20 protein-coding genes are annotated in these 19,316 nt (G+C 65.6%); 15 read left to right on the forward strand and 5 right to left on the reverse strand.

Annotation, left to right across the window (positions count from 1 at the left end):
- The first annotated feature begins 7 nt into the window (after positions 1 to 7).
- Positions 8 to 382, forward strand: a complete 375-nt coding sequence (locus CXX84_RS18360) for an STAS/SEC14 domain-containing protein (RefSeq protein ID WP_102978165.1) — start codon at positions 8 to 10, stop codon at positions 380 to 382.
- 14 nt (positions 383 to 396) lie between these two features.
- On the opposite strand, the gene CXX84_RS18365 is transcribed toward CXX84_RS18360, so the two are convergent.
- Positions 397 to 1,419: a LacI family DNA-binding transcriptional regulator gene (locus CXX84_RS18365; RefSeq protein ID WP_102978166.1), complete on the reverse strand. Its 1,023-nt coding sequence runs from the start codon at positions 1,417 to 1,419 to the stop codon at positions 397 to 399.
- 148 nt (positions 1,420 to 1,567) lie between these two features.
- Here CXX84_RS18365 and CXX84_RS18370 point away from each other — a divergent pair, with 148 nt between their 5' ends.
- From CXX84_RS18370 to CXX84_RS18415, 10 genes are all read left to right on the forward strand, one after another.
- Positions 1,568 to 1,915, forward strand: coding sequence for an L-rhamnose mutarotase (locus CXX84_RS18370; RefSeq protein ID WP_102978167.1), 348 nt, complete (start codon positions 1,568 to 1,570; stop codon positions 1,913 to 1,915).
- A 68-nt stretch (positions 1,916 to 1,983) separates the two neighbouring features.
- Entirely contained in the window at positions 1,984 to 3,150 is a 1,167-nt protein-coding gene (rhaI, locus tag CXX84_RS18375) for an L-rhamnose isomerase (RefSeq protein WP_102978168.1), read from the forward strand.
- A 5-nt stretch (positions 3,151 to 3,155) separates the two neighbouring features.
- Positions 3,156 to 5,195 (forward strand): bifunctional aldolase/short-chain dehydrogenase, encoded by a 2,040-nt coding sequence (locus tag CXX84_RS18380; RefSeq protein ID WP_189337653.1) that lies wholly within the window; start codon positions 3,156 to 3,158, stop codon positions 5,193 to 5,195.
- Positions 5,192 to 6,682, forward strand: coding sequence for a rhamnulokinase (locus tag CXX84_RS18385; RefSeq protein WP_102978170.1), 1,491 nt, complete (start codon positions 5,192 to 5,194; stop codon positions 6,680 to 6,682). Before CXX84_RS18380 ends, CXX84_RS18385 begins: the two co-directional genes overlap by 4 nt.
- Before the next feature lie 62 nt (positions 6,683 to 6,744).
- On the forward strand, positions 6,745 to 9,300 hold the full coding sequence (locus tag CXX84_RS18390) for a glycosyl hydrolase family 95 catalytic domain-containing protein (RefSeq protein WP_189337654.1): 2,556 nt from the start codon (positions 6,745 to 6,747) through the stop codon (positions 9,298 to 9,300).
- Positions 9,301 to 9,303: 3 nt separating this feature from the next.
- Positions 9,304 to 10,323: an acetylxylan esterase gene (locus tag CXX84_RS18395; RefSeq protein ID WP_102978172.1), complete on the forward strand. Its 1,020-nt coding sequence runs from the start codon at positions 9,304 to 9,306 to the stop codon at positions 10,321 to 10,323.
- A gap of 55 nt (positions 10,324 to 10,378) precedes the next feature.
- A complete protein-coding gene (locus CXX84_RS18400; protein WP_102978173.1) occupies positions 10,379 to 11,707 on the forward strand; it encodes a glycoside-pentoside-hexuronide (GPH):cation symporter in 1,329 nt (442 codons plus the stop codon).
- A gap of 216 nt (positions 11,708 to 11,923) precedes the next feature.
- Complete coding sequence (locus tag CXX84_RS18405) at positions 11,924 to 13,063, forward strand: 3-deoxy-7-phosphoheptulonate synthase (RefSeq protein ID WP_102978174.1); 1,140 nt, start codon at positions 11,924 to 11,926, stop codon at positions 13,061 to 13,063.
- Between the two features lie 171 nt (positions 13,064 to 13,234).
- Entirely contained in the window at positions 13,235 to 13,447 is a 213-nt protein-coding gene (locus CXX84_RS18410; protein ID WP_102978175.1) for a helix-turn-helix domain-containing protein, read from the forward strand.
- Positions 13,448 to 13,598: 151 nt separating this feature from the next.
- The gene (locus CXX84_RS18415) at positions 13,599 to 13,697 is read left to right on the forward strand and encodes a 30S ribosomal protein bS22 (RefSeq protein ID WP_003792170.1); all 99 of its coding nucleotides are present in this window, start codon (positions 13,599 to 13,601) and stop codon (positions 13,695 to 13,697) included.
- Between the two features lie 69 nt (positions 13,698 to 13,766).
- Here the strand turns inward: CXX84_RS18415 and CXX84_RS18420 are convergent, their stop codons facing one another.
- Positions 13,767 to 14,585: an HAD family hydrolase gene (locus CXX84_RS18420; protein WP_102978176.1), complete on the reverse strand. Its 819-nt coding sequence runs from the start codon at positions 14,583 to 14,585 to the stop codon at positions 13,767 to 13,769.
- 88 nt (positions 14,586 to 14,673) lie between these two features.
- Here CXX84_RS18420 and CXX84_RS18425 point away from each other — a divergent pair, with 88 nt between their 5' ends.
- Positions 14,674 to 14,928, forward strand: coding sequence for a glutaredoxin family protein (locus CXX84_RS18425; protein WP_102978177.1), 255 nt, complete (start codon positions 14,674 to 14,676; stop codon positions 14,926 to 14,928).
- 104 nt (positions 14,929 to 15,032) lie between these two features.
- On the forward strand, positions 15,033 to 15,737 hold the full coding sequence (locus CXX84_RS18430) for a redox-sensing transcriptional repressor Rex (RefSeq protein ID WP_102978178.1): 705 nt from the start codon (positions 15,033 to 15,035) through the stop codon (positions 15,735 to 15,737).
- Positions 15,738 to 15,806: 69 nt separating this feature from the next.
- On the opposite strand, the gene CXX84_RS18435 is transcribed toward CXX84_RS18430, so the two are convergent.
- From CXX84_RS18435 to CXX84_RS18445, 3 genes are all read right to left on the reverse strand, one after another.
- Complete coding sequence (locus tag CXX84_RS18435; protein WP_102978179.1) at positions 15,807 to 16,577, reverse strand: hypothetical protein; 771 nt, start codon at positions 16,575 to 16,577, stop codon at positions 15,807 to 15,809.
- A gap of 109 nt (positions 16,578 to 16,686) precedes the next feature.
- Complete coding sequence (locus tag CXX84_RS18440; RefSeq protein ID WP_102978180.1) at positions 16,687 to 17,154, reverse strand: hypothetical protein; 468 nt, start codon at positions 17,152 to 17,154, stop codon at positions 16,687 to 16,689.
- Positions 17,155 to 17,261: 107 nt separating this feature from the next.
- Positions 17,262 to 17,810, reverse strand: a complete 549-nt coding sequence (locus tag CXX84_RS18445; RefSeq protein WP_102978181.1) for a YceI family protein — start codon at positions 17,808 to 17,810, stop codon at positions 17,262 to 17,264.
- Between the two features lie 203 nt (positions 17,811 to 18,013).
- On the opposite strand from CXX84_RS18445, the gene CXX84_RS18450 reads away from it, so the two are divergent.
- Positions 18,014 to 18,694 (forward strand): histidine phosphatase family protein, encoded by a 681-nt coding sequence (locus CXX84_RS18450; RefSeq protein WP_102978182.1) that lies wholly within the window; start codon positions 18,014 to 18,016, stop codon positions 18,692 to 18,694.
- A 38-nt stretch (positions 18,695 to 18,732) separates the two neighbouring features.
- Complete coding sequence (locus CXX84_RS18455; RefSeq protein ID WP_102978189.1) at positions 18,733 to 19,311, forward strand: TlpA family protein disulfide reductase; 579 nt, start codon at positions 18,733 to 18,735, stop codon at positions 19,309 to 19,311.
- Positions 19,312 to 19,316 lie beyond the last annotated feature (5 nt).

The raw sequence follows: 19,316 nt of genomic DNA on the forward strand, positions 1-19,316 counted from the left end.
GCTGGGTTTGGAGCCTTTAATTGTCGACGGCGGCAAGGGGTCCGTGGACCTGCGTCCGGACGGCGTCATCCACCTGATCTGGGAACCAAAGGTCCGGATAGAACTCCAGGACGCGGAAGCGGCGATGGCAGCGGTTAACCGGATCGCGGGGGGAGCCAGCTACCCGATGCTCGTGGATATGGCGACCACCGAGGACGTCACCAGGGCTGCCCGCTCCGTGTTCTCCATTCCGTGCGCGGCCAACCGCATCGCGCTGCTGGGAGCCAGCCCCGTGGACCGGATCATTGCCAACTTCTTCCTGGGCGTCCACATCCCGCCATGCCCTACCCGCTTCTTCACCTCCCGGACGGAGTCCATGAAGTGGCTGCAGTCGGGTAATTGACGAGCGTTGGCTGCTTAGCCGGCGGAAGACGTCCCTGTGCTCTGCCGGACCACGAGTTCCGGGGTGAACACCACCGAGCGGTGCGTGGGACTCTGGGATTCCACCTCTTCGGAGAGAAGGTCGATGGCGGTACGTCCCAGCGCTTCAGTGGGCTGCCGGATGGAGGACAGCGGAACCACGGCAGACACGGCGAAATCGATGTCGTCATAGCCGATCAGCGCGACATCCTCGGGGATGCGCACCGTGTGGGTCATGGTCAGGGATTGCATGACGCCCAGGGCCAGGAGGTCGTTGGCACAGAAGATGCCGTCCGGCAGCCCGCCACCGCCCCGCTCCACCAGCGAATCCCCCACGCTGCGCCCCGCCAGGACGGTTTGCCCTTGGGATTCGAGCACCTCAAGTGTCGCGTCCGGCTCTTCCTTCACGGCACGCTGCGCGCCCTGGAGACGGTCCGCCACCTGCCGGATGGACGTGGGACCGCCCACAAAGGCCAGCCGACGGCGCCCGGTGTCCAGCAGGTGCCGCGCTGCGAGGTACCCGCCGGCGTCGTCATCCACTGCCACCGAGCTGAACTTCGCTTCGTCCGCCAGCCGATCCACCAGCACGGTGGGCACCCCGCGCTCGCGGAGGAGGTCCAGCCGTTCCGTCACGTCGCCCACGGGTGAAATGAGCAGTCCCTGGACGCGCTGTTCCTGGAAAAGGTCGATGTAGTTGGCTTCCCGGGCGGCGTCGTGACCGCTGTCGCCAAGCAGTACCGCGCTGCCGTTGAGCGCCGCTGCATCCTCGGCCGCGCGTACCACTGAGGTGAAGAACGGGTTTCCCACGTCCAGGACGATCAGGCCGATGGTGCGGCTGTGGCCGGCCCGCAGCTGGCGGGCGGCGTCATTGCGGACGAAGCCGAGCTCGTCGATGGCTTTGAGTACCCGATCCTTGGTCCGCTGGGAAACCCTGTCCGGGTAATTCAGCACGTTGGACACCGTGCCGACCGCGACGCTGGCGTGGTTGGCGACGTCCTTGATACTGGCTGAGCGATTCATGATTCTCCGTGCTGCTGCTCCCTGTGCCGCGCGTCCAGCCCGGTTCGTGGACCGCTGGCAGAAATGCTTGACACCTACTCAAATTCAAGAGTACTTTGAATCGTAACAATGAAACGATTCAAAGAATTGCTATTTCAGGAGAGTCCAGATGAGGGTGTGCTTCCGTTCCTCGGTCCAGCCGGCGCTGATCGACGAATACCGCCGGCGGCATGCCGCTGTGTGGCCGGAGATGCTCCGCGCACTCAAGGACGCCGGCTGGAATAACTACTCGCTTTTCCTCGGCCAGGACGGGCTCCTGATCGGCTACCTGGAGTGCGACGACTTTGACGCAGCCCGGGCACGCATGGCGCTTGCGGACGTTAATGCCCGCTGGCAGGCAGAAATGGCCACGCTTTTCGAAGACACGGACCAGGCGCCCGACGAGGGGTTCCAGGTCCTTGAGGAAGTCTTCAACCTCGACAGTCAGCTTGCGGCGGCGGAGTCCTCAGCCAGCTGACGAACACGGGCTCCAGCAGTGGGGCGGAACACCAGACCCAGCATTACAAGACACCGGAAAGAACCATCATGAATGACGTAGCAACGGCGCTGGGCAGGCTCGAGGAGCTTGCCATCGAGGTCCCTTCGTGGGCTTATGGAAATTCAGGGACGCGGTTCAAGGTGTTCGGCACGCCCGGCACCCCGCGTACCGTTCAGGAGAAGCTTGCGGACGCGGCGAAGGTCCATGAGCTGACCGGCCTGGCCCCCACCGTTGCGCTGCACATCCCGTGGGACAAGGTGGATGACTACGCCGCCCTTAAGGACTACGCGGCCGGGCTGGGCGTTGGCCTGGGAACCATCAACTCCAACACCTTCCAGGACGACGAGTACAAGTTCGGTTCGCTGACGTCCTCCAACGGGACGGTCCGCCGCCGGGCCATCGACCACCACCTGGACTGCATCGACATCATGCACGCCACGGGTTCCAAGGACCTAAAGATCTGGCTGGCTGACGGCACCAACTACCCGGGCCAGGACGACATCCGAGGCCGCCAGGACCGACTTGCCGAGTCCTTGCAGGAAATCTACTCCGCCCTGGGTGACGAGCAGCGCCTGGTGCTCGAGTACAAGTTCTTCGAGCCCGCTTTCTACCACACCGACGTTCCGGACTGGGGCACCTCCTACGCCCAGACCCTGGCGCTGGGCGAGAAGGCCTTCGTCTGCCTGGACACCGGCCACCACGCCCCGGGCACCAACATCGAGTTCATCGTCATGCAGCTCCTGCGCCTGGGCAAGCTTGGCTCGTTTGACTTCAACTCGCGCTTCTACGCCGACGACGACCTGATTGTGGGTGCCGCGGATCCGTTCCAGCTCTTCCGCATCATGCACGAGGTCATCCGCGGCGGCGGTTTCGGCAAAGACTCCGGCGTTGCCCTGATGCTGGACCAGTGCCACAACCTGGAAGAAAAGATCCCGGGCCAGATCCGCTCGGTCCTGAACGTCCAGGAAATGACCGCCCGCGCCCTGCTGATCGACACCGCCGCCCTGGCCGAAGCCCAGCGCGCCGGCGACGTCCTTGCAGCGAACGGCATCTTCAACGATGCGTTCTACACCGACGTCCGGCCGGTCCTGGCCGAGTGGCGTGAGTCCCGCGGCCTGCCCGCAGACCCGCTGGCCGCGTTCAAGGCCAGCGGTTACCAGAAGAAGATCAACGAGGACCGCGTGGGCGGCCAGCAAGCCGGATGGGGCGCCTAATAGCCATGAGCACCAATAAGACTGTTGAAGACCTGATTTCCCGTTCCAACCGCCTGGGTGCGGACAAACGGAACACGAACTTTGCCGGCGGCAACACGTCTGCCAAGGGCACTGAGAAGGACCCGGTCACCGGCGAGGACGTCCAGCTGCTCTGGGTCAAAGGCTCCGGCGGAGACCTGGGCACCCTGAAGGCGGAAAACCTCGCAGTGCTGCGCCTGGACCGCCTGAACGCGCTGAAGAACGTATACCCCGGCGTCGAGCGTGAAGACGAGATGGTGGCCGCCTTCGATTACTGCCTGCACGGCAAGGGCGGCGCAGCACCGTCGATCGATACCGCCATGCACGGCCTGGTGGACGCCGCGCACGTGGACCACCTGCACCCGGATTCGGGCATCGCCATTGCGACGGCGGTGGACGGCGAAGCGCTGACCACCAAGATCTTCGGCAGTAAAGTCGTGTGGGTGCCCTGGCGCCGCCCCGGGTTCCAGCTGGGCCTGGACATTGCCGCGATCAAGGAAGCCAACCCGCAGGCCATCGGCACCATCCTGGGCGGGCACGGCATCACCGCCTGGGGCGCCACCAGCGGAGAAGCAGAGCAGAACTCGCTGTGGATCATTGAACAGGCCGAGAAGTACATCAAGGACAACGGCAAGGCCGAGCCCTTCGGACCCAAGCTCCCGGGCTACGCAGCCCTGCCCGAGGCTGAGCGCCGCGCCAAAGCCGCAGCGCTGGCACCGGTCATCCGCGGCCTGGCCTCCACGGACAAGCCTCAGCTGGGGCACTTCAGCGATGACGCCGTCGTCCTGGACTTCCTCGAAGCCGCCGAACACCCGCGCCTGGGCGCACTGGGCACCTCCTGCCCCGACCACTTCCTGCGCACCAAGGTCAAGCCGCTGATCCTGGACCTCCCCGCCGACGCGTCCATTGAGGACTCGATCGCCCGGCTGCACGAACTGCACGCGGACTACCGCGAGGACTACCAGGCCTACTACGACCGCCACGCCGACGCCGATTCGCCGGCCCTGCGCGGTGCGGACCCTGCCATTGTGCTGGTTCCCGGCGTGGGCATGTTCTCCTTCGGCGCCAACAAGCAGACCGCCCGCGTTGCCGGTGAGTTCTACATCAACGCCATCAACGTGATGCGCGGCGCCGAGGCCATCTCCACCTACGCCCCGATCGAGGAATCAGAGAAGTTCCGGATTGAGTACTGGGCGCTGGAGGAAGCCAAGCTGGCCCGGATGCCCAAGCCTAAATCCCATGCCACCCGCATTGCGCTGGTCACCGGTGCCGCCTCCGGCATCGGCAAGGCAATCGCCACGCGCCTCGCTGCGGAAGGCGCCTGCGTGGTGATCGCCGACCTGAACCTGGAGAACGCGGAAAAGGTTGCCGAGGAACTTGGCGGACCGGACGTCGCCATCGGCGTCCAGGCTGACGTGACAGACGAGGCCCAGGTCGCAGCCGCGATCGACGCCGCCGTCCTGGCCTTCGGCGGAGTGGACCTGGTGGTCAACAACGCCGGCCTGTCCATCTCCAAGCCGCTGCTGGAAACCACCGAGAAGGACTGGGACCTGCAGCACAACGTCATGGCCAAGGGCTCCTTCCTCGTGGCCAAGGCTGCCGCGAAGGTCATGATTGCCCAGGGCCTGGGCGGAGACATCATCTACATCTCCTCCAAGAACTCCGTGTTCGCCGGCCCGAACAACATTGCCTACTCCGCCACCAAGGCAGACCAGGCCCACCAGGTCCGGCTCCTCGCCGCGGAACTCGGTGAGCACGGCATCCGCGTCAACGGCATCAACCCCGACGGCGTGGTCCGCGGCTCCGGGATCTTCGCCGGCGGCTGGGGCGCCAAGCGCGCCGCCGTGTACGGCGTGGACGAGGAGAAGCTGGGCGAGTACTACGCCCAGCGCACCCTGCTCAAGCGCGAGGTCCTGCCCGAGCACGTGGCCAACGCCGCCGCCGTCCTCACCAGCAACGAACTGTCCCACACCACCGGCCTGCACATCCCCGTGGACGCCGGAGTGGCCGCAGCCTTCCTGCGATGAGCACGCACGAACCAACCGCGAACACCGCTCCGGCAGCTGCCGGGGCGGTGTTCGCCGCAGTTGACATCGGCGCCTCCTCCGGCCGGGTCATCCTGGGCCGCGTCCTCGCCCGGGGAGCCGGCGGTGGGAACAGCGTGCAGCTGGAAGTCGTCCACCGCTTCCCCAACGGCGTGGTGGAGATCGACGGCGGCCTCCGCTGGGACTTCGACGCGCTCTTCGCCGAGGTGCTCAAGGGGCTTTCCGCGGCCGCGACCGTCGCCGCGGTGCAGGGTGAGCGGGTCGAAAGTATCGGCATCGACACGTGGGCTGTGGATTACGGACTGGTGGACGCCACCGGGAAACTGACGGCCCAGCCCTTCAGCTACCGCGATGACCGCAGCCGCGCCTCCGTGGAGCCAGTGCACCGGAAACTGGACCCCGCGCGACTGTACGGCACCACAGGGCTGCAGTTCCTTCAGTTCAACACCATCTACCAGCTCGCCGCCGAGGAGGACCTGGCGGGGCTGCAGGCCCTCCTCATCCCCGACCTGATCGCATTCCTCCTGACCGGACAACGCAGGACCGAGGCCACCAACGCCTCCACCACCGGCCTGTTCGACGCCGTGGCGGGGGAGTGGGCCACCGAGTTCCTTACTGCCCTGGGGCTGCGGAAGGATCTGTTTCCACCGCTGGTCCAGCCCGGCGAGACAGTCGGCACCCTGCTGCCGGGGATCGCCGCCCGGGTGGGACTGCCCCAGGACACCCGCGTGGTGGCCGTCGGCTCCCACGACACTGCCTCCGCCGTCGCGGCAGTCCCTGCCGAAGAGGAAAACTTCGCGTACATCTCCTCCGGCACCTGGTCCCTGGTGGGGCTTGAGCTGAAGCATCCCGTCCTCACCGAGGCCAGCCGCGAGGCCAACTTCACCAATGAGCGCGGCGTTGACGGCACCATCCGCTACCTCCGCAACATGGGCGGCCTGTGGCTCCTCAGCGAATGCCAGCGGACATGGGCGCAGGAGGGATTCCGGCCGGACATCACGGCCCTGCTCACCGCGGCGGCCGCGTTGCCGCCCGGCGGGCCGCAGATCAACCCCGATGACTCCTGCTTCATTGCCCCGGACAACATGCCGGACCGCATCCGCTCGGCCGTCCGCCGGACCGGGGAGGTGCTGCCTGACGATCCTGCCGCCATTACCCGCTGCATCATGGACAGCCTCGCGGCCGGCTACGCCCGCACCATCCGCGACGCCGAACGCCTCGCGGACCGGTCCGTGGAGGTTGTGCACGTGGTGGGTGGAGGTTCACAGAACCGGTTGCTGTGCCAGCTCACCGCCGATGTGACCGGCCGGAAAGTGGTGGCAGGGCCGGTGGAGGCCACTGCCCTGGGCAACATCCTGGTGCAGGCGCGCGCCGCCGGCTCAGCCGCCGGGGGGCTGGCCGCACTCCGTGCCCTCGTGGTGCAGAGCCATGACCTGCAGGTGTTCGTGCCGGAACTCTCACGGCTGTAGCTGCTGTTCAGTGGGTGGTTTGATCTTTCCCTGTCCGCCTGCCGGCTCTAGGATCTGAACCCGTGTCCACAGAACATCTCCTTGCCTACGACGCCCCTGCCGCCCAGTGGCTGGAAGCCCTGCCACTGGGCAACGGCAGGATTGGCGCCATGGTCTTTGGCGCCAACCAGGCGGACAACGGGGTGGAGCACCGGTTCCAGCTCAACGACTCGTCAGCCTGGTCCGGATCGCCGCACAGCCAGGACCGGGAGCCGGTCTTCGCTCCCGAGGAAGCCGGCGCAATCCTCAGAGACAGCCGCCGCCGGATCAGTGCCGGCGATTTCGCAGGCGCCACCGACTCGCTGAAAAGGCTCCAGCACCGGCACTCCCAGGCGTATCTCCCCTTCGCGGACCTGTACGTCACGGCCTCGCTGACTACAGCTGATGCCGCCGGGAGCCTGGTGGAAGGCTCCGCTCCTCCCGTACAGGCGCAGCCGCCGTCGGGCTATCACCGCGGCCTTGACCTCGCCCGCGCCCTCAACACCAACACCTACCTCCTGGACGGCCATGACATCCGGGTGGAAGCCTTCACCAGCCACAATCCCTCGGTCCTGGTGATCTCCGTGCGGACCGGGGCGCCGCAGGGACTTGACCTGGCGCTCCGACTCGACTCTGTGCTTCGTATTCTCCGCCGGTCCGGTGATGGCGGGACGTTTTCACTCGAGCTCAAACTGCCCTCCGACGCAGCACCAGGCCACGACGGCGGGGCGGTGGAGTACTCGGAGGACGATTCCCTCAGCCTGCAGGGAGCCGTGGCGGCCACGTGGGACCACGACGGACATCCCGTCCAAAGCCCTGCCGGTACGGGCGGGTACGACGGCGGCCTGGCCGCCACCGGCGTCCGGCGGGCCGACATCTACGTCACCACTGCAACAACCTTTGCGGGCCTGGGCCGCCAGCCACAGGGCACGGCAGCCACATCCGCAGCTGGCGCCCGCGCAGTCCTTGAGCAGGCCCGCACCGCCGGATGCCGCGCCCTGCAGGCACGGCACGAGGAAAGCCACTCCCGGCTGTACCGGGCGGCCCGGGTGGAGCTCCATGTTCCGGCATGGAAGGGCAAGGACACGGGGCGGCGCCTGCTGTCTGCAAACACCCACCCGGATGGCCAGCTGTCGGCCGACCCCGGACTTTCGGCGCTGCTCTTCAACTATGGCCGGTACCTGTTGATTGCAAGCTCCCGGCCTGGTCCCGCGGGGTCGGGGCAGGGCACTGCCTGGCGTGGAGTGCCCGCCAACCTCCAAGGCATCTGGAATGCAGAGCTCCCGGCCCCCTGGAGCTCCAACTACACCACCAACATCAACCTGCAGATGAATTATTGGGGTGCTGAGCCCACAGGCCTGGGGGAATGCGCCGAACCGCTCTTTGCCCTCATCGAGGCGATGCAGGGGACAGGAGCCGCCGTCGCCAAGGAGTACTACGGGGCCAGCGGCTGGACCGTCCACCACAACTCGGATATCTGGGCCTACGCCAAGCCCGTGGGCCACGGCGGACATTCCCCGGAGTGGGCTTACTGGCCCATGGCCGGCATGTGGCTGGTGCGGCATCTGTGGGAGCGCCTGGAGTTCGGCAGCGGCCCGGAGCCTGACGGAGATCCGGAGGGCTTTGCCCGCGATGCGGCGTGGCCGGCGATCCGTGGTGCCGCCGAGTTCGCCCTGGACCTGCTGGTCGAATTCCCGGACGGCACGCTGGGAACTTGCCCCTCCACCTCCCCGGAAAACACCTTTGCCGCAGCCCATCCCACCTCCGGGCGGCGCCTGCAGGGATCTGCCGCCGAGTCCTCCACCATGGACCTGACCCTCATTGCTGACGTCTTCAGGATGCTGGCCGCGTTGGCCAACCGCCTTGGCATGGAAGGGGACCCGGTGGCCTCCGCCGCCCGGGATGCGCTGCGGCGGCTGCCCCCTCCGGGGCCCGGCCGGGACGGAAAGCTCCGGGAGTGGCTGGCGGATCCGGAGGAGTGGGAACCCGGGCACCGCCACGTCAGCCACCTCTACCTCGCCTATCCAGGGGACACTCCGCTCACCCCTGAGCTGGAATCGGCTGTCCGTGCCAGCCTCGACGGCCGCGGTGATGAGGCCACCGGCTGGTCACTGGCATGGAAAATCCTGCTCCGTGCGCGGCTCCGGCAGGCAGGCAAGGTCAGCGATCTCCTCCGGCTCTACTTCCGGGACATGGGCACACCCCGCGGCGGCCAGAGCGGAGGCCTGTACCCTAATTTGTTCGGCGCCCATCCTCCGTTCCAGATCGACGGGAACCTGGGGTTTGTGGCGGCCCTCGCGGAGTGCCTTGTTCAGAGCCACCGGAGCGTGGACGGGGTCCAGGAGGTAGAACTGCTGCCTGCCCTGCCTTCCGAACTTCCTGATGGCCGCGCCGGCCGGCTCCGGGCCCGGGCCGGCGTGGAAGTGGACCTGGACTGGCGGGGCGGGCGGCTGGCCCGGGCCACCCTGTCTGCCGGGAAGCGCGTAAAGATCCTGGTCCGGTACGGACCAGCGGTCAGGGAAATCCACCTTCAGCCCGGGACGCCCGCAGTAGTTACCGTTGCACCTTCCGGCGCCCTTCATCTCGACCCGATTGGATAAAACATGCCGCTTTTTGACCTCCCCCTGGCCCAGCTCCGTTCCTATTCCTCGGACGTAACGCCCCCGGGTGACCTGCGCGAGTTCTGGGACTCCACCCTCGAAGAAGCACGGGCCTTCCCGCTGGCCGCCACTTTCGAACCGGTGGAAAACTACCTCTCTGTCATCGACACCTTTGACGTCACCTTCGCCGGCTACGGCGGCGCCTCCGTCAAGGGCTGGCTGCACCTGCCCGCCCACAGGGAAACCGGCGGCGCACTGCCGGTGGTTGTCCAGTACGTGGGCTACTCCGGCGGGCGCGGGCTGGTCAACCAGGACACCCGGTGGGCGCAGGCAGGATACGCGCACTTCATTATGGACACCCGGGGCCAGGGCTACGGCGGCACCCTGGGGGAGACGCCTGATCCCCATCCCTCTGCAGGAGACGTGGCCCACGCAGGCCTCATGACCCGCGGGATCGGGACCAGGGAGGACTACTACTACAGGCGCGTGTCCGTGGACGCGTTCCGGGCCGTGGAAGCAGCGCAGTCCCACCCCGCCGTCGATCCTGACAGAGTAGTGCTTGCCGGCGTCAGCCAGGGCGGCGGCATCGTGGTGGCCGTCGCCGGACTGGCAGCCGGAAAGCTCGACGGCGTCATGGCGGCACTGCCCGACGTCCCGTTCCTCCAGGACTTCCCCCGCGCGATCGATATCACCCCCCGCGGCCCGTATCCGGAAATCGCCCAGTTCCTGGCACGCCACCGCGACCGCTACGACGCCATGCTCGGAGTCCTGCGGTACTTCGACGGCGTCAACCTGGCCCGCTGGGCAACCGCGCCTGCGCTGTACTCCGCAGCACAGATGGACGACATCTGCCCGCCGTCCACTGTCTTTGCCAGCTTCAACGCTTACGGCACGGGAAGCGGCAGTTCCCCGGCCGCCGGAACTGCCAAGGAGATCGAGGTGTACAGGTTCAACAACCACGAAGGCGGCCAGGAGCACCAGTGGATCCGCCAGTTGCTGTTTCTGCGCAAGATTTTGGGGTAAGTTTCTTCCTGCAGGGTGAGAAAACGGTTTCTTACCTTGCAGGAACAGGGAAGTAATGAAGAAACTCAGCAGGCTCAGCGTCCTCGGCTATGGTGCAGGCGACGCCGCCAACAGCATGATCATCAGTACCGGGAACATGTTCCTGCTTGTCTATTACACCGACGTGGCAGGGATCGGGGCAGCGGCGGCCGGCACCCTGTTGCTCCTCCTGCGGGTCTTCAATGCGTTTACCGACATCGCCGCAGGCCGCGTGGTGGACCGCGTCCACAGTGCGCGGTGGGGCAAGTTCCGCCCATTCCTGATGTTCGGCTTCGTCCCCCTCCTGCTGAGCGTTGCCGTGTTCCATGTTCCGGATGTGGATCCGTCCCTCAAGCTGGTCTACGCCTACTGCACCTATGGGCTTGTGTGCGTGGCGTACAGCATGGTCAACGTCCCGTACGGCTGCCTCGTGGGGGCCATGACGCAGGACGCCAAAGAGCGCGCGCGGCTGGGCGGTGCCCGTACTCTCGGCGGCCTGTCTGTCGGGGCCACCCTCGGCTTCTTCATTGCACCGCTCCTCGGCGCCGGGCAGGACATGCAGCAGATCTTCACCTGGCTGACCATTTCTTTCGCCGTCATTGGTTCCGCACTCTATGCCTTGTGCGGCGTCGTCTGCCGGGAGCGGATCCAGGGCAGCGTCCCCAGGATCACCCTCAGCCAGAGCGTGGCGGCACTGAAGGCCAACTCGCCGCTGGTGGTCCTCTGTGTCAGCTCAATCCTCTTTGTCACCGGAACATCCGCCACCGGAGCGTCCCAGTTCTACTACCTCCGGGACGTCCTGTCCCGGGTAGACCTGTTCCCGCTGATGGCGGCAGCCCAGGTGGTCATCACCCTCACCCTGGCCGTCCTCATACCGCGCCCGGTGGCCCGCTGGGGCAAGCGCGCGGTCTTCAGCGCGGGGGCCGGCCTTGGCGCAGTCGGGGGTGTGCTGGTCTTCCTGGCACCTGCAGATGCGCCCCTGGTTGGCGTGGCGGGGCTGGTCCTGGGACTTCTGGCGTCGGCTTCGGTCAGCATTGTCACGTGGGCATTGATCGCGGACACCGTGGAATACGGGGAGTGGAAAACCGGAGTCCGGGTCCAGGGCATCAATTATGCGCTCCTGGCCGCCACGCGGAAGCTCGGCATGGGGTTCGGCGCCGCCGTTGTCGCCTTCTCACTAGCCTGGGGCGGCTACGTTTCGGGTACCGCGGAACAGACTGATGCCGCCACCCTCGCCATCAGGGCCGCCGCCGGGCTGCTGCCCGGAGCCCTGGTCCTGGCTTCTGTGGGAATGATGTGCTGGTACCGCCTGACGGACCAGAAGCATGCTGAGCTGGTGGAGAGCCTCTCGCGTGACGCAACGTAACAGTTTTGCCAATCCGGGAAACCTGCGGTTATGGTTCATGGCATGACAAACCGTTGGTATGCGTATTTTTCGTTGGCTCTGGAGGAGCCCGCGTCTAACTGACACGCATCCAACTTTCCTTCAGAGCCAACAGGGCAGAGATCATTCTCTGCCCTTCGCCGTTTCTCCGGCGGGTTCTGATCCGGGCCCGCTTCCCATCTGGAACAGGACCCGAACATGAGCACCGCAACCGCCCCCGCAAGCACCACTCCCGGCAGCCCCTTGGCTAACGCCACGGCCAGGTCCACGTCCAACCTGCGCGTCAGCGAATTCACGGCGCTGCCCACACCGCAGGAACTTATTGCGGAACTGCCGCTGGACGCCCGGCTGGGGGACGTCGTCGAACGCGGACGCGACGAAGTCCGCGCCATCATGGACGGCGTGGACGACCGCCTGCTTGTCATCGTGGGCCCATGCTCCATCCACGATCCCAAGGCCGGGCTGGAGTACGCCCGGCGGCTGGTCAGCCAGGCTGAAAAGCACAGGGAAGACCTTCTGATCGTTATGCGGACCTACTTCGAAAAGCCCCGCACCACGGTGGGCTGGAAGGGCCTGATCAATGATCCGCGCCTGGACGGCAGCCATGACATGGTGACAGGCCTCCGCACGGCACGGCACTTCCTGCAGCAGGTGACGGCGCTTGGCCTGCCCACCGCCACGGAATTCCTGGAGCCGATCAGCCCGCAGTACATGGCGGACCTGATCTCGTGGGGTGCCATCGGGGCCCGCACCACCGAGAGCCAGATCCACCGGCAGCTCGCCTCCGGGCTCTCCATGCCTATCGGCTTCAAGAACGGGACCGACGGCGACCTGCAGGTAGCGATTGACGCCTGCGGGGCTGCGGCAGCATCCCAGGCTTTCCTCGGCATTGACGGCGACGGCCGGGCAGCTTTGGTGTCCACCGCCGGAAACCCGGACACCCACGTGATTCTTCGCGGGGGACGGAAGGGGCCCAATTACTCTGCCGCCGACGTTGGTGCCGCCTCGGCGAAGCTGGCCGGCAAACAGCTGAACCCGCGCCTCATCGTGGACGCCAGCCACGCCAACAGCGGCAAGAGCCATCACCGGCAGGCCGAAGTGGCGCTGGAGATCGGCGCCCAGCTCGAGGACGGCGGCCCCTCAGCGCAGGCCATTGCCGGCGTCATGCTGGAAAGCTTCCTGGTGGGCGGGGCCCAGAACCTCGATGTGGCGGAGCACGCGGCCGGGCGCTCAGAGCTGGTGTACGGGCAGAGCGTCACTGATGCCTGCATGGACTGGGACGTCTCCGTCTCCGTCCTTGCCCAGCTAGCCGCCTCCGCCCGCAAGCGCCGGGGCTGAACGGCGCCGTTAGGTAGGGGGCCAATTAGGGGACCCTACTACTTTCACTTCTGCCACAGGAACATCTAGAGTATCTGGATAGGTGGTTGGTGGATGGCTCAGCATCGGAACACCGCATTGGCATGTACCTGGGGTGACTGTTGTCCATCCGTCAGCAAAGGAAATAGGGAAATGTCGGCAGAACAGAACTTCTCCAACGCGAAGTTCCTGACCGTGGCTGAAGTAGCCCAGGTCATGCGCGTCTCCAAAATGACTGTTTACAGGCTGGTCCACTCCGGCGACATGCCGGCAGTGCGGTTCGGCCGTTCCTACCGGGTCCCCGAGAAAGCCGTAGAGCAGTACCTTAAAGGTGCTGTGGTGGACGGTCACACGGAGACCGCCTGACCAGCCTTGTCCTGAGCCGCCTCCCGGAAGCGGTACCCTGTTAAGGAACGATTTACGTCATTGTAAGAATCTGTCAGTTGTTCAGTTCGTAGCTCTGTCCACGAACAATTTCCATCAGACAGGTACTGCATCTAGTTTGTGAGGAACTTTCGTGGGTTCAGTTATCAAGAAGCGTCGCAAGCGTATGGCCAAGAAGAAGCACCGCAAGCTGCTTCGCAAGACCCGTCACCAGCGCCGCAACAAGAAGTAGAGATACTTCGAACAGCGCAGAAATGCCCGTCGCCTTCCGAGGCGGCGGGCATTTCGTTGTCAGGGGCACCTAAATGCGCGGGCCACGGATTCGGGCGAAGCCTTTCCAGAGTCCATAGACGGCGCCGCCGGCCGTTGCGGCTTTGAGCCCGAAGGTGGCTGCGCGGCGGCCTGCCCGGAAGTCGTAGACGGGCCAGTTGTGGTCCCGGGCGTGCCGGCGCAGGCGGGCATCCGGGTTAATGGCCACCGGGTGTCCCACCAGGGTGAGCAAGGGAATGTCGTTGTAGGAGTCGCTGTAGGCCCAGCAGCGCTTGAGGTCCAGTTCTTCGGCGTCGGCAATGGCCTGCACAGCCACAGCCTTGGCGGAGCCGTGCAGGATGTCTCCCACCAGCCGCCCCGTATACATTCCCTCCGAGATTTCGCCCACCGTACCCAGGGCTCCAGTCAGTCCCAGCCGGGTGGAAATCACCGTCGCCACCTCAATGGGGGTAGCGGTAACCAGCCATACCCGCCGGCCCACTCGCAGGTGCTGCTCCGCCAGCGCCTTGGCACCCGGCCAGATCCGGGAGGCGATCATCTCGTCGTACACTTCTTCGCCGAGCGCCTTGATGTCGTCCACGGTGATCCCCGCGGCAAGCGTCAGCGCGGAGTCCCGAACCGCGTGGACATCGTCCATGTTTTCACCGCGGGCCATGAATTTGAACTGCTTCCACGCGAAGCCGGCAGCCTGGGCCATGGTGAAGGCGCCGCGCTGGTGCATCTTGCGGGCAACGTGAAAGAGGCTGGCGCCGCGCATCAGGGTGTTGTCCACATCAAAGAACGCCGCCTCACCCGGCTGCGGCGCAGCAACCGGCTTGGTGACTACGGCGACGTACTTCTCCTCGGGCATGGAGTCGAGTCTAGTCAATCCACTGTTCTTTCAACTGCGCCCGCGCCCGGCGTCGCCCGGCCCGTGGGAACGGGACTACGGTTAACAGATGGCTACACCCCGCGTTGTCCTGATCACCAAAGCAGACTGCCACCTCTGTGAGGACGCGCGCGACGCCGTCACCCGGGTCACTGCCTCGCTGGGGCTTGAGTGGACCGAGGAAGTGGTGGACCACCAGCCGGAACTGCGCGAGCGCTACGCGGAGGAGATCCCTGTGGTCCTGGTGGACGGCGTGCAGCGCGATTTCTGGAAAATCGATGAAGCCCGGCTGGAACGCGTGCTCCAGCGGGCCATGGCGCAGTAGGGGACCGGTGCTCACGGCGGCGCGGGCGTTGGGGCAACTTGCTTTGATGGCATTGCCGATTGGGCCCTAGAGTGGAGTCACAACGCAATGCGAGGGAGGGGCTGGTGGCTTCGCTGGATTCGACTCCCCATGCTGTCCCGGACCTGCCGGGGACCCCCGGCGCAACGGCCAAGCAGATTCCGCCCGCTGCAGTGGCCCGGCTGACCCTTTATCTGCGTGCCCTGAATACCCTCCTGGCCGAGGGCGTGGAACGCGTCTCCTCGGAGTCCCTGGCGGAGGCCTCCGGTGTTAGCTCCGCCACCCTGCGCAAGGACCTTTCGCATGTGGGGTCCTACGGCACCCGCGGTGTGGGCTATGAGGTGCAGTACCTGAGCCGGCACATCGCCGCTGCCTTGGGGCTCACCCATGACTGGAAAGTGGCAATCGTCGGCGCCGGCAACCTGGGCAAGGCCCTGGCGCGGTATGGAGGTTTTGAATCCCGCGGGTTCGATGTCGTTGCCATTTTCGATGCAGACCAGATGGTGGTGGGAAACGAGGTTGGCTGGCTGCGCGTCAGCGACGTGGCGGATCTGGAAACTGTCCTGCACCGTACCGGAGCCAACATGGTGGTGCTGGCCCTTCCTGCGGCCGTTGCCCAGGACGTCTGTGACCGCGTGGTGGCAGCCGGCGTCCGGAGCGTCCTCAGTTTCGCTCCCGTGATGCTCCAGGTGCCGGAGGGAGTCAATCTCCGCAAGGTGGATATGGCCACCGAACTGCAGATCCTCGCCTACCACGCACAACGGGCGCAGGCCCCGGAACAGACCGCCTGACTGCAACTGGCGGTACTGGCTTCTCAGCCATTCCGGGGCCCACGCCCGCAGGATTTTGGTGCTTGGGGGTTACCGGCCGTAGGGGTTGCCCATGTTGCTGCCGTACGGGTTGCCGAACGGCTGCTGCCTCCGGAAGTACGGAGCGGCCGCCGGCAGGTAGAGCAGCACGATCGCCGCAATGCCCAGCAGGGTGCCGATGGTTGCAAAGCTGGGCGGGCCGAAGAGGCTGAACACGGACAGGGCCGCGAAGACGGTGCCCAGGATGCGTGCCCAGTTCTTGCCCTTGCGGACGAAGAACGCCACCAGCAGGTAGAGGGCAAGTCCGATGATGGCGAACACCACCAGTGTTCCGGCGATCACACCCTTCATATCCTCGTACGTGACGCCCGCCCCGCTGCCCTCGATCTGGTCCTCGAACGCGTTGCGGAACATGGGGTCGTCCAGCGTGGTGAGGCCGGTGAGCATCGAGATGACGAAGATCGCGGCTGCCGCGATGAGGAGCCAGAACGAAATGTTGACCAGCTGCGGAACGCCCGCGCTTCCGGTCGGCTGTGGCTGCTCAGAGGGGTACTGCGCGTAGGGTGACTGGCCGTAGGGCTGCTGGCCGTAACCGGGAGCGGCCGGCGGGTTCTGGCCGAAATGCGGCGGGTTTTGCCCGTATTGCGGCGGGTTCTGGCCATACTGCGGGGCGCCCGACTGGCCGTACTGCGGTGGGTTCTGGCCATACTGCGGGGTACCGGACTGCTGGCCATACTGCGGCGCGTTCTGGCCGTAGCGGGGAGCCTGGCCGCCGGACTCGGGATCGTTCGGAACGGGAGGCGGGACGGGGGGAGTACTCATGAGCGGTCCTTTTGCGTGTCGGGTTCCATATAGGTCGCCGGGATCGGTCAAGTCCCCTACCCCCAGCATCACTTAAGTCCACCGTACCCCCGGGCGGTTGCCTTGTGGGTCATTCGGAAGAGGTATTCCCGGAGGACCGCGCCGCCGCGAAGTGGGCCTGGGAATTGGGCAGCCACAAAAGGACGGTTGCTGCCAGGCTGATAAGGAAGCCGGCCCAGTTTCCGCCCTGGCCCACGCCGATTATGGCGTTAACCACGGCCAGGACGAGGGTGGCACCGGTGAGTGCCGTCAGGCCCAGCCTTGCCCAGCGCTTGCCCTCCTTCATGGCCAGGGCAAAGACGATCTGCGTTGCGCCCACGGCTGCCGCCAGCACCATCAGCAGCAGCACCAGAGTGGCCGCTCCGGGCGCGGCGGCGAAGAGCACCAGCGATGCCAGCATGCCGAGTATTCCGCCCAGCAGGCCAAGGATGCCGCCCACAAACCAGATCCAGAAGGAGACCTTGAGTTCGGTGGGAAGGCCCGCCACCAGGAACATCCGGGCAAAACCTGTGCGGGGCACCCTTGAAGAGTTGCTCATGGCCCTCACTGTAAACCCCGGCCGGGCCAAGGTTGAGCAGCGGTGTTAAAGGACTGCACCCCGGCAGTGGACTGGGGAGTCCACTGCCGGGGTGCAGGAGGGAAGAATTACGCTGCGGGGGCGATGAAGGCGAGTTCGAGGTTGATGGCAACCTTGTCGCTGACCAGGACGCCGCCGGTTTCCAGGACCGCGTTCCAGGTCAGGCCAAAGTCCTTGCGGCTGATGGTGGTTTCAGCAGAGACACCGGCGCGGGTGTTGCCGAACGGGTCTACGGCCACACCGTTGAACTCGGTGTCAAGGGTGACGGGGCGGGTAACACCCTTGATGGTCAGGTCGCCGGACAGCTCGTAGCTGTTGCCCTTGGCCACCAGGCCGTTGGACACGAAGGAGATTTCCGGAAACTTCTCCACGTCGAAGAAGTCCTCGCCCTTGACGTGGCCGTCGCGGTTGGCATCGCCGGAATCAAAGCTGGCGGTGTTGATGGTGGCGTTGATCCTGGCGCCGGTGACGTCCTCGGGGAGGTCCAGGGTTGCTGCGGCCTCGGTGAACTGGCCGCGGACCTTGCTGATGCCTGCGTGGCGGACCGTGAAGCCGATCTCGCTGTGGGAGTTGTCGAGGGTCCAGGTGCCGGTGGTGACGTCTGCGGGAAGTGCCATGATGTTGCTCCTTGGTGTGCGTGCTCAGGGATGAAACGTACTCTTGAAACTTCATCGGTTGAAGTATCAACTAACTGCTGCATCTACTATAAACATGCATTTGCATCTTTTGTTCCCGATCCCGGAACATTTCTTCACAAACTTCAGTTCTACTCTTTGTAGAAGATTTCGGATCGCACGCCATCTTTGAGAAACTGGTAAACATGCCCCAAGCCACTGTCCATCTGCTCCGCCATGGCGAGGTCCACAATCCCGACGGCGTCCTCTATGGACGGCTGCCCGAATTCCACCTCTCCGAACTGGGGCAGGAGATGGCCCGCACCCTCGCCGCGCACTTCAGCCGGCGCGTCTCGGAAGGCGCCCGGATCACTTACCTGGCGGCCTCTCCGCTGGACCGTGCGCAGGAAACTGCCCGGCCGACGTCGGACGCCCTGAACCTGCGGATCCACACGGACGAGCGCATCATCGAGGCGGAAAACTACTTCGAGGGAATGAGAGTCACCAAGGCTGAGCTCCGCCGCCCCAAGCACTGGCCCCGGCTGGTTAACCCGCTGCGGCCTTCCTGGGGCGAGCCTTACAGGAACCAGGCTTCCCGGGTGATGGAAGCGGTGCAGGAAGCGCGCCTGCAAGCTATCGAGCTGGCAGCCGGCGACTTTGGAACAGACGGGCCTGAAGCCATTATGGTGAGCCACCAGCTCCCCATCTGGGCCACGCGTCTGAGCGCCGAGGGAAAGCCGCTCTGGCATGACCCGCGCAAGCGCGAATGCACCCTGACGTCGATCACCTCGCTGGTGTTTGACGACTCCGGGGCGCTCCTCCGCGTGAAGTACAGCGAACCGGCGGCCTCCCTCCTTCCCGGTGCCGCCAGCACCCCTGGAGCCTAGTAGTGACCGACCTTAATCCCTTTGCTTCCCGCCGCAGCCTGCTTGCTGCCGGCGGCCTGGCCCTCACTGCCCTGACCCTGGGCCTCTCCGGCTGCGCGCAGGAGGATGCCCTGGCGCAGCAGGCCAAGGCAGGGGACAACAAAAACTATGTTGCCGGCGACGGCTCCGTAACCGAGTTTGCCGCCGGGGACCGCAAGTCCGCCATCCAGGTGAACGGCACGCTGTTCAACGGCACTGCCGTGACACCTGCCGATTTCCAGGGCAAGGTGACGGTCCTGAACTTCTGGTTTGCTGCCTGCGCCCCCTGCCGCGTCGAAGCTCCCATCCTCGAAGAGCTGCACCAGGAGTATAAAGACGAAGGCGTGCAGTTCTTAGGCGTCAACCTCCGGGACGAGAAAGCTACCGCCGAGGCTTTTGAAAACACCTTCAACCTGACCTATCCGAGCTTTGATGACAAGAACGGCGGCGTCCTCCTGGCTGTTTCCGGGCTGGTCCCGCCAGGCGCGGTGCCAACCACCCTGGTCCTCGACAAGGAGGGCCGCGTAGCTTCGCGTGTCCTCGGCGAGGTCCAGAAGGGCACGCTTAAAGCCCTCATCACGGCCGCCGTGGCAGAGTAGCGGCG

It is taken from the genome of Arthrobacter sp. AFG7.2 (assembly GCF_002892835.1).
Classification (GTDB): domain Bacteria; phylum Actinomycetota; class Actinomycetes; order Actinomycetales; family Micrococcaceae; genus Arthrobacter.

What these genes read in the sequence shown, in the direction of transcription:
- CXX84_RS18365 (WP_102978166.1), bottom strand. Translation starts at nt 1,419, where the DNA reads ATGAATCGCTCAGCCAGTATCAAGGACGTCGCCAACCACGCCAGCGTC.
- CXX84_RS18370 (WP_102978167.1), top strand. Translation starts at nt 1,568, where the DNA reads ATGAGGGTGTGCTTCCGTTCCTCGGTCCAGCCGGCGCTGATCGACGAA.
- rhaI (WP_102978168.1), top strand. Translation starts at nt 1,984, where the DNA reads ATGAATGACGTAGCAACGGCGCTGGGCAGGCTCGAGGAGCTTGCCATC.
- CXX84_RS18380 (WP_189337653.1), top strand. Translation starts at nt 3,156, where the DNA reads ATGAGCACCAATAAGACTGTTGAAGACCTGATTTCCCGTTCCAACCGC.
- CXX84_RS18385 (WP_102978170.1), top strand. Translation starts at nt 5,192, where the DNA reads ATGAGCACGCACGAACCAACCGCGAACACCGCTCCGGCAGCTGCCGGG.
- CXX84_RS18395 (WP_102978172.1), top strand. Translation starts at nt 9,304, where the DNA reads ATGCCGCTTTTTGACCTCCCCCTGGCCCAGCTCCGTTCCTATTCCTCG.
- CXX84_RS18400 (WP_102978173.1), top strand. Translation starts at nt 10,379, where the DNA reads ATGAAGAAACTCAGCAGGCTCAGCGTCCTCGGCTATGGTGCAGGCGAC.
- CXX84_RS18405 (WP_102978174.1), top strand. Translation starts at nt 11,924, where the DNA reads ATGAGCACCGCAACCGCCCCCGCAAGCACCACTCCCGGCAGCCCCTTG.
- CXX84_RS18410 (WP_102978175.1), top strand. Translation starts at nt 13,235, where the DNA reads ATGTCGGCAGAACAGAACTTCTCCAACGCGAAGTTCCTGACCGTGGCT.
- CXX84_RS18420 (WP_102978176.1), bottom strand. Translation starts at nt 14,585, where the DNA reads ATGCCCGAGGAGAAGTACGTCGCCGTAGTCACCAAGCCGGTTGCTGCG.
- CXX84_RS18425 (WP_102978177.1), top strand. Translation starts at nt 14,674, where the DNA reads ATGGCTACACCCCGCGTTGTCCTGATCACCAAAGCAGACTGCCACCTC.
- CXX84_RS18435 (WP_102978179.1), bottom strand. Translation starts at nt 16,577, where the DNA reads ATGAGTACTCCCCCCGTCCCGCCTCCCGTTCCGAACGATCCCGAGTCC.
- CXX84_RS18440 (WP_102978180.1), bottom strand. Translation starts at nt 17,154, where the DNA reads ATGAGCAACTCTTCAAGGGTGCCCCGCACAGGTTTTGCCCGGATGTTC.
- CXX84_RS18445 (WP_102978181.1), bottom strand. Translation starts at nt 17,810, where the DNA reads ATGGCACTTCCCGCAGACGTCACCACCGGCACCTGGACCCTCGACAAC.
- CXX84_RS18450 (WP_102978182.1), top strand. Translation starts at nt 18,014, where the DNA reads ATGCCCCAAGCCACTGTCCATCTGCTCCGCCATGGCGAGGTCCACAAT.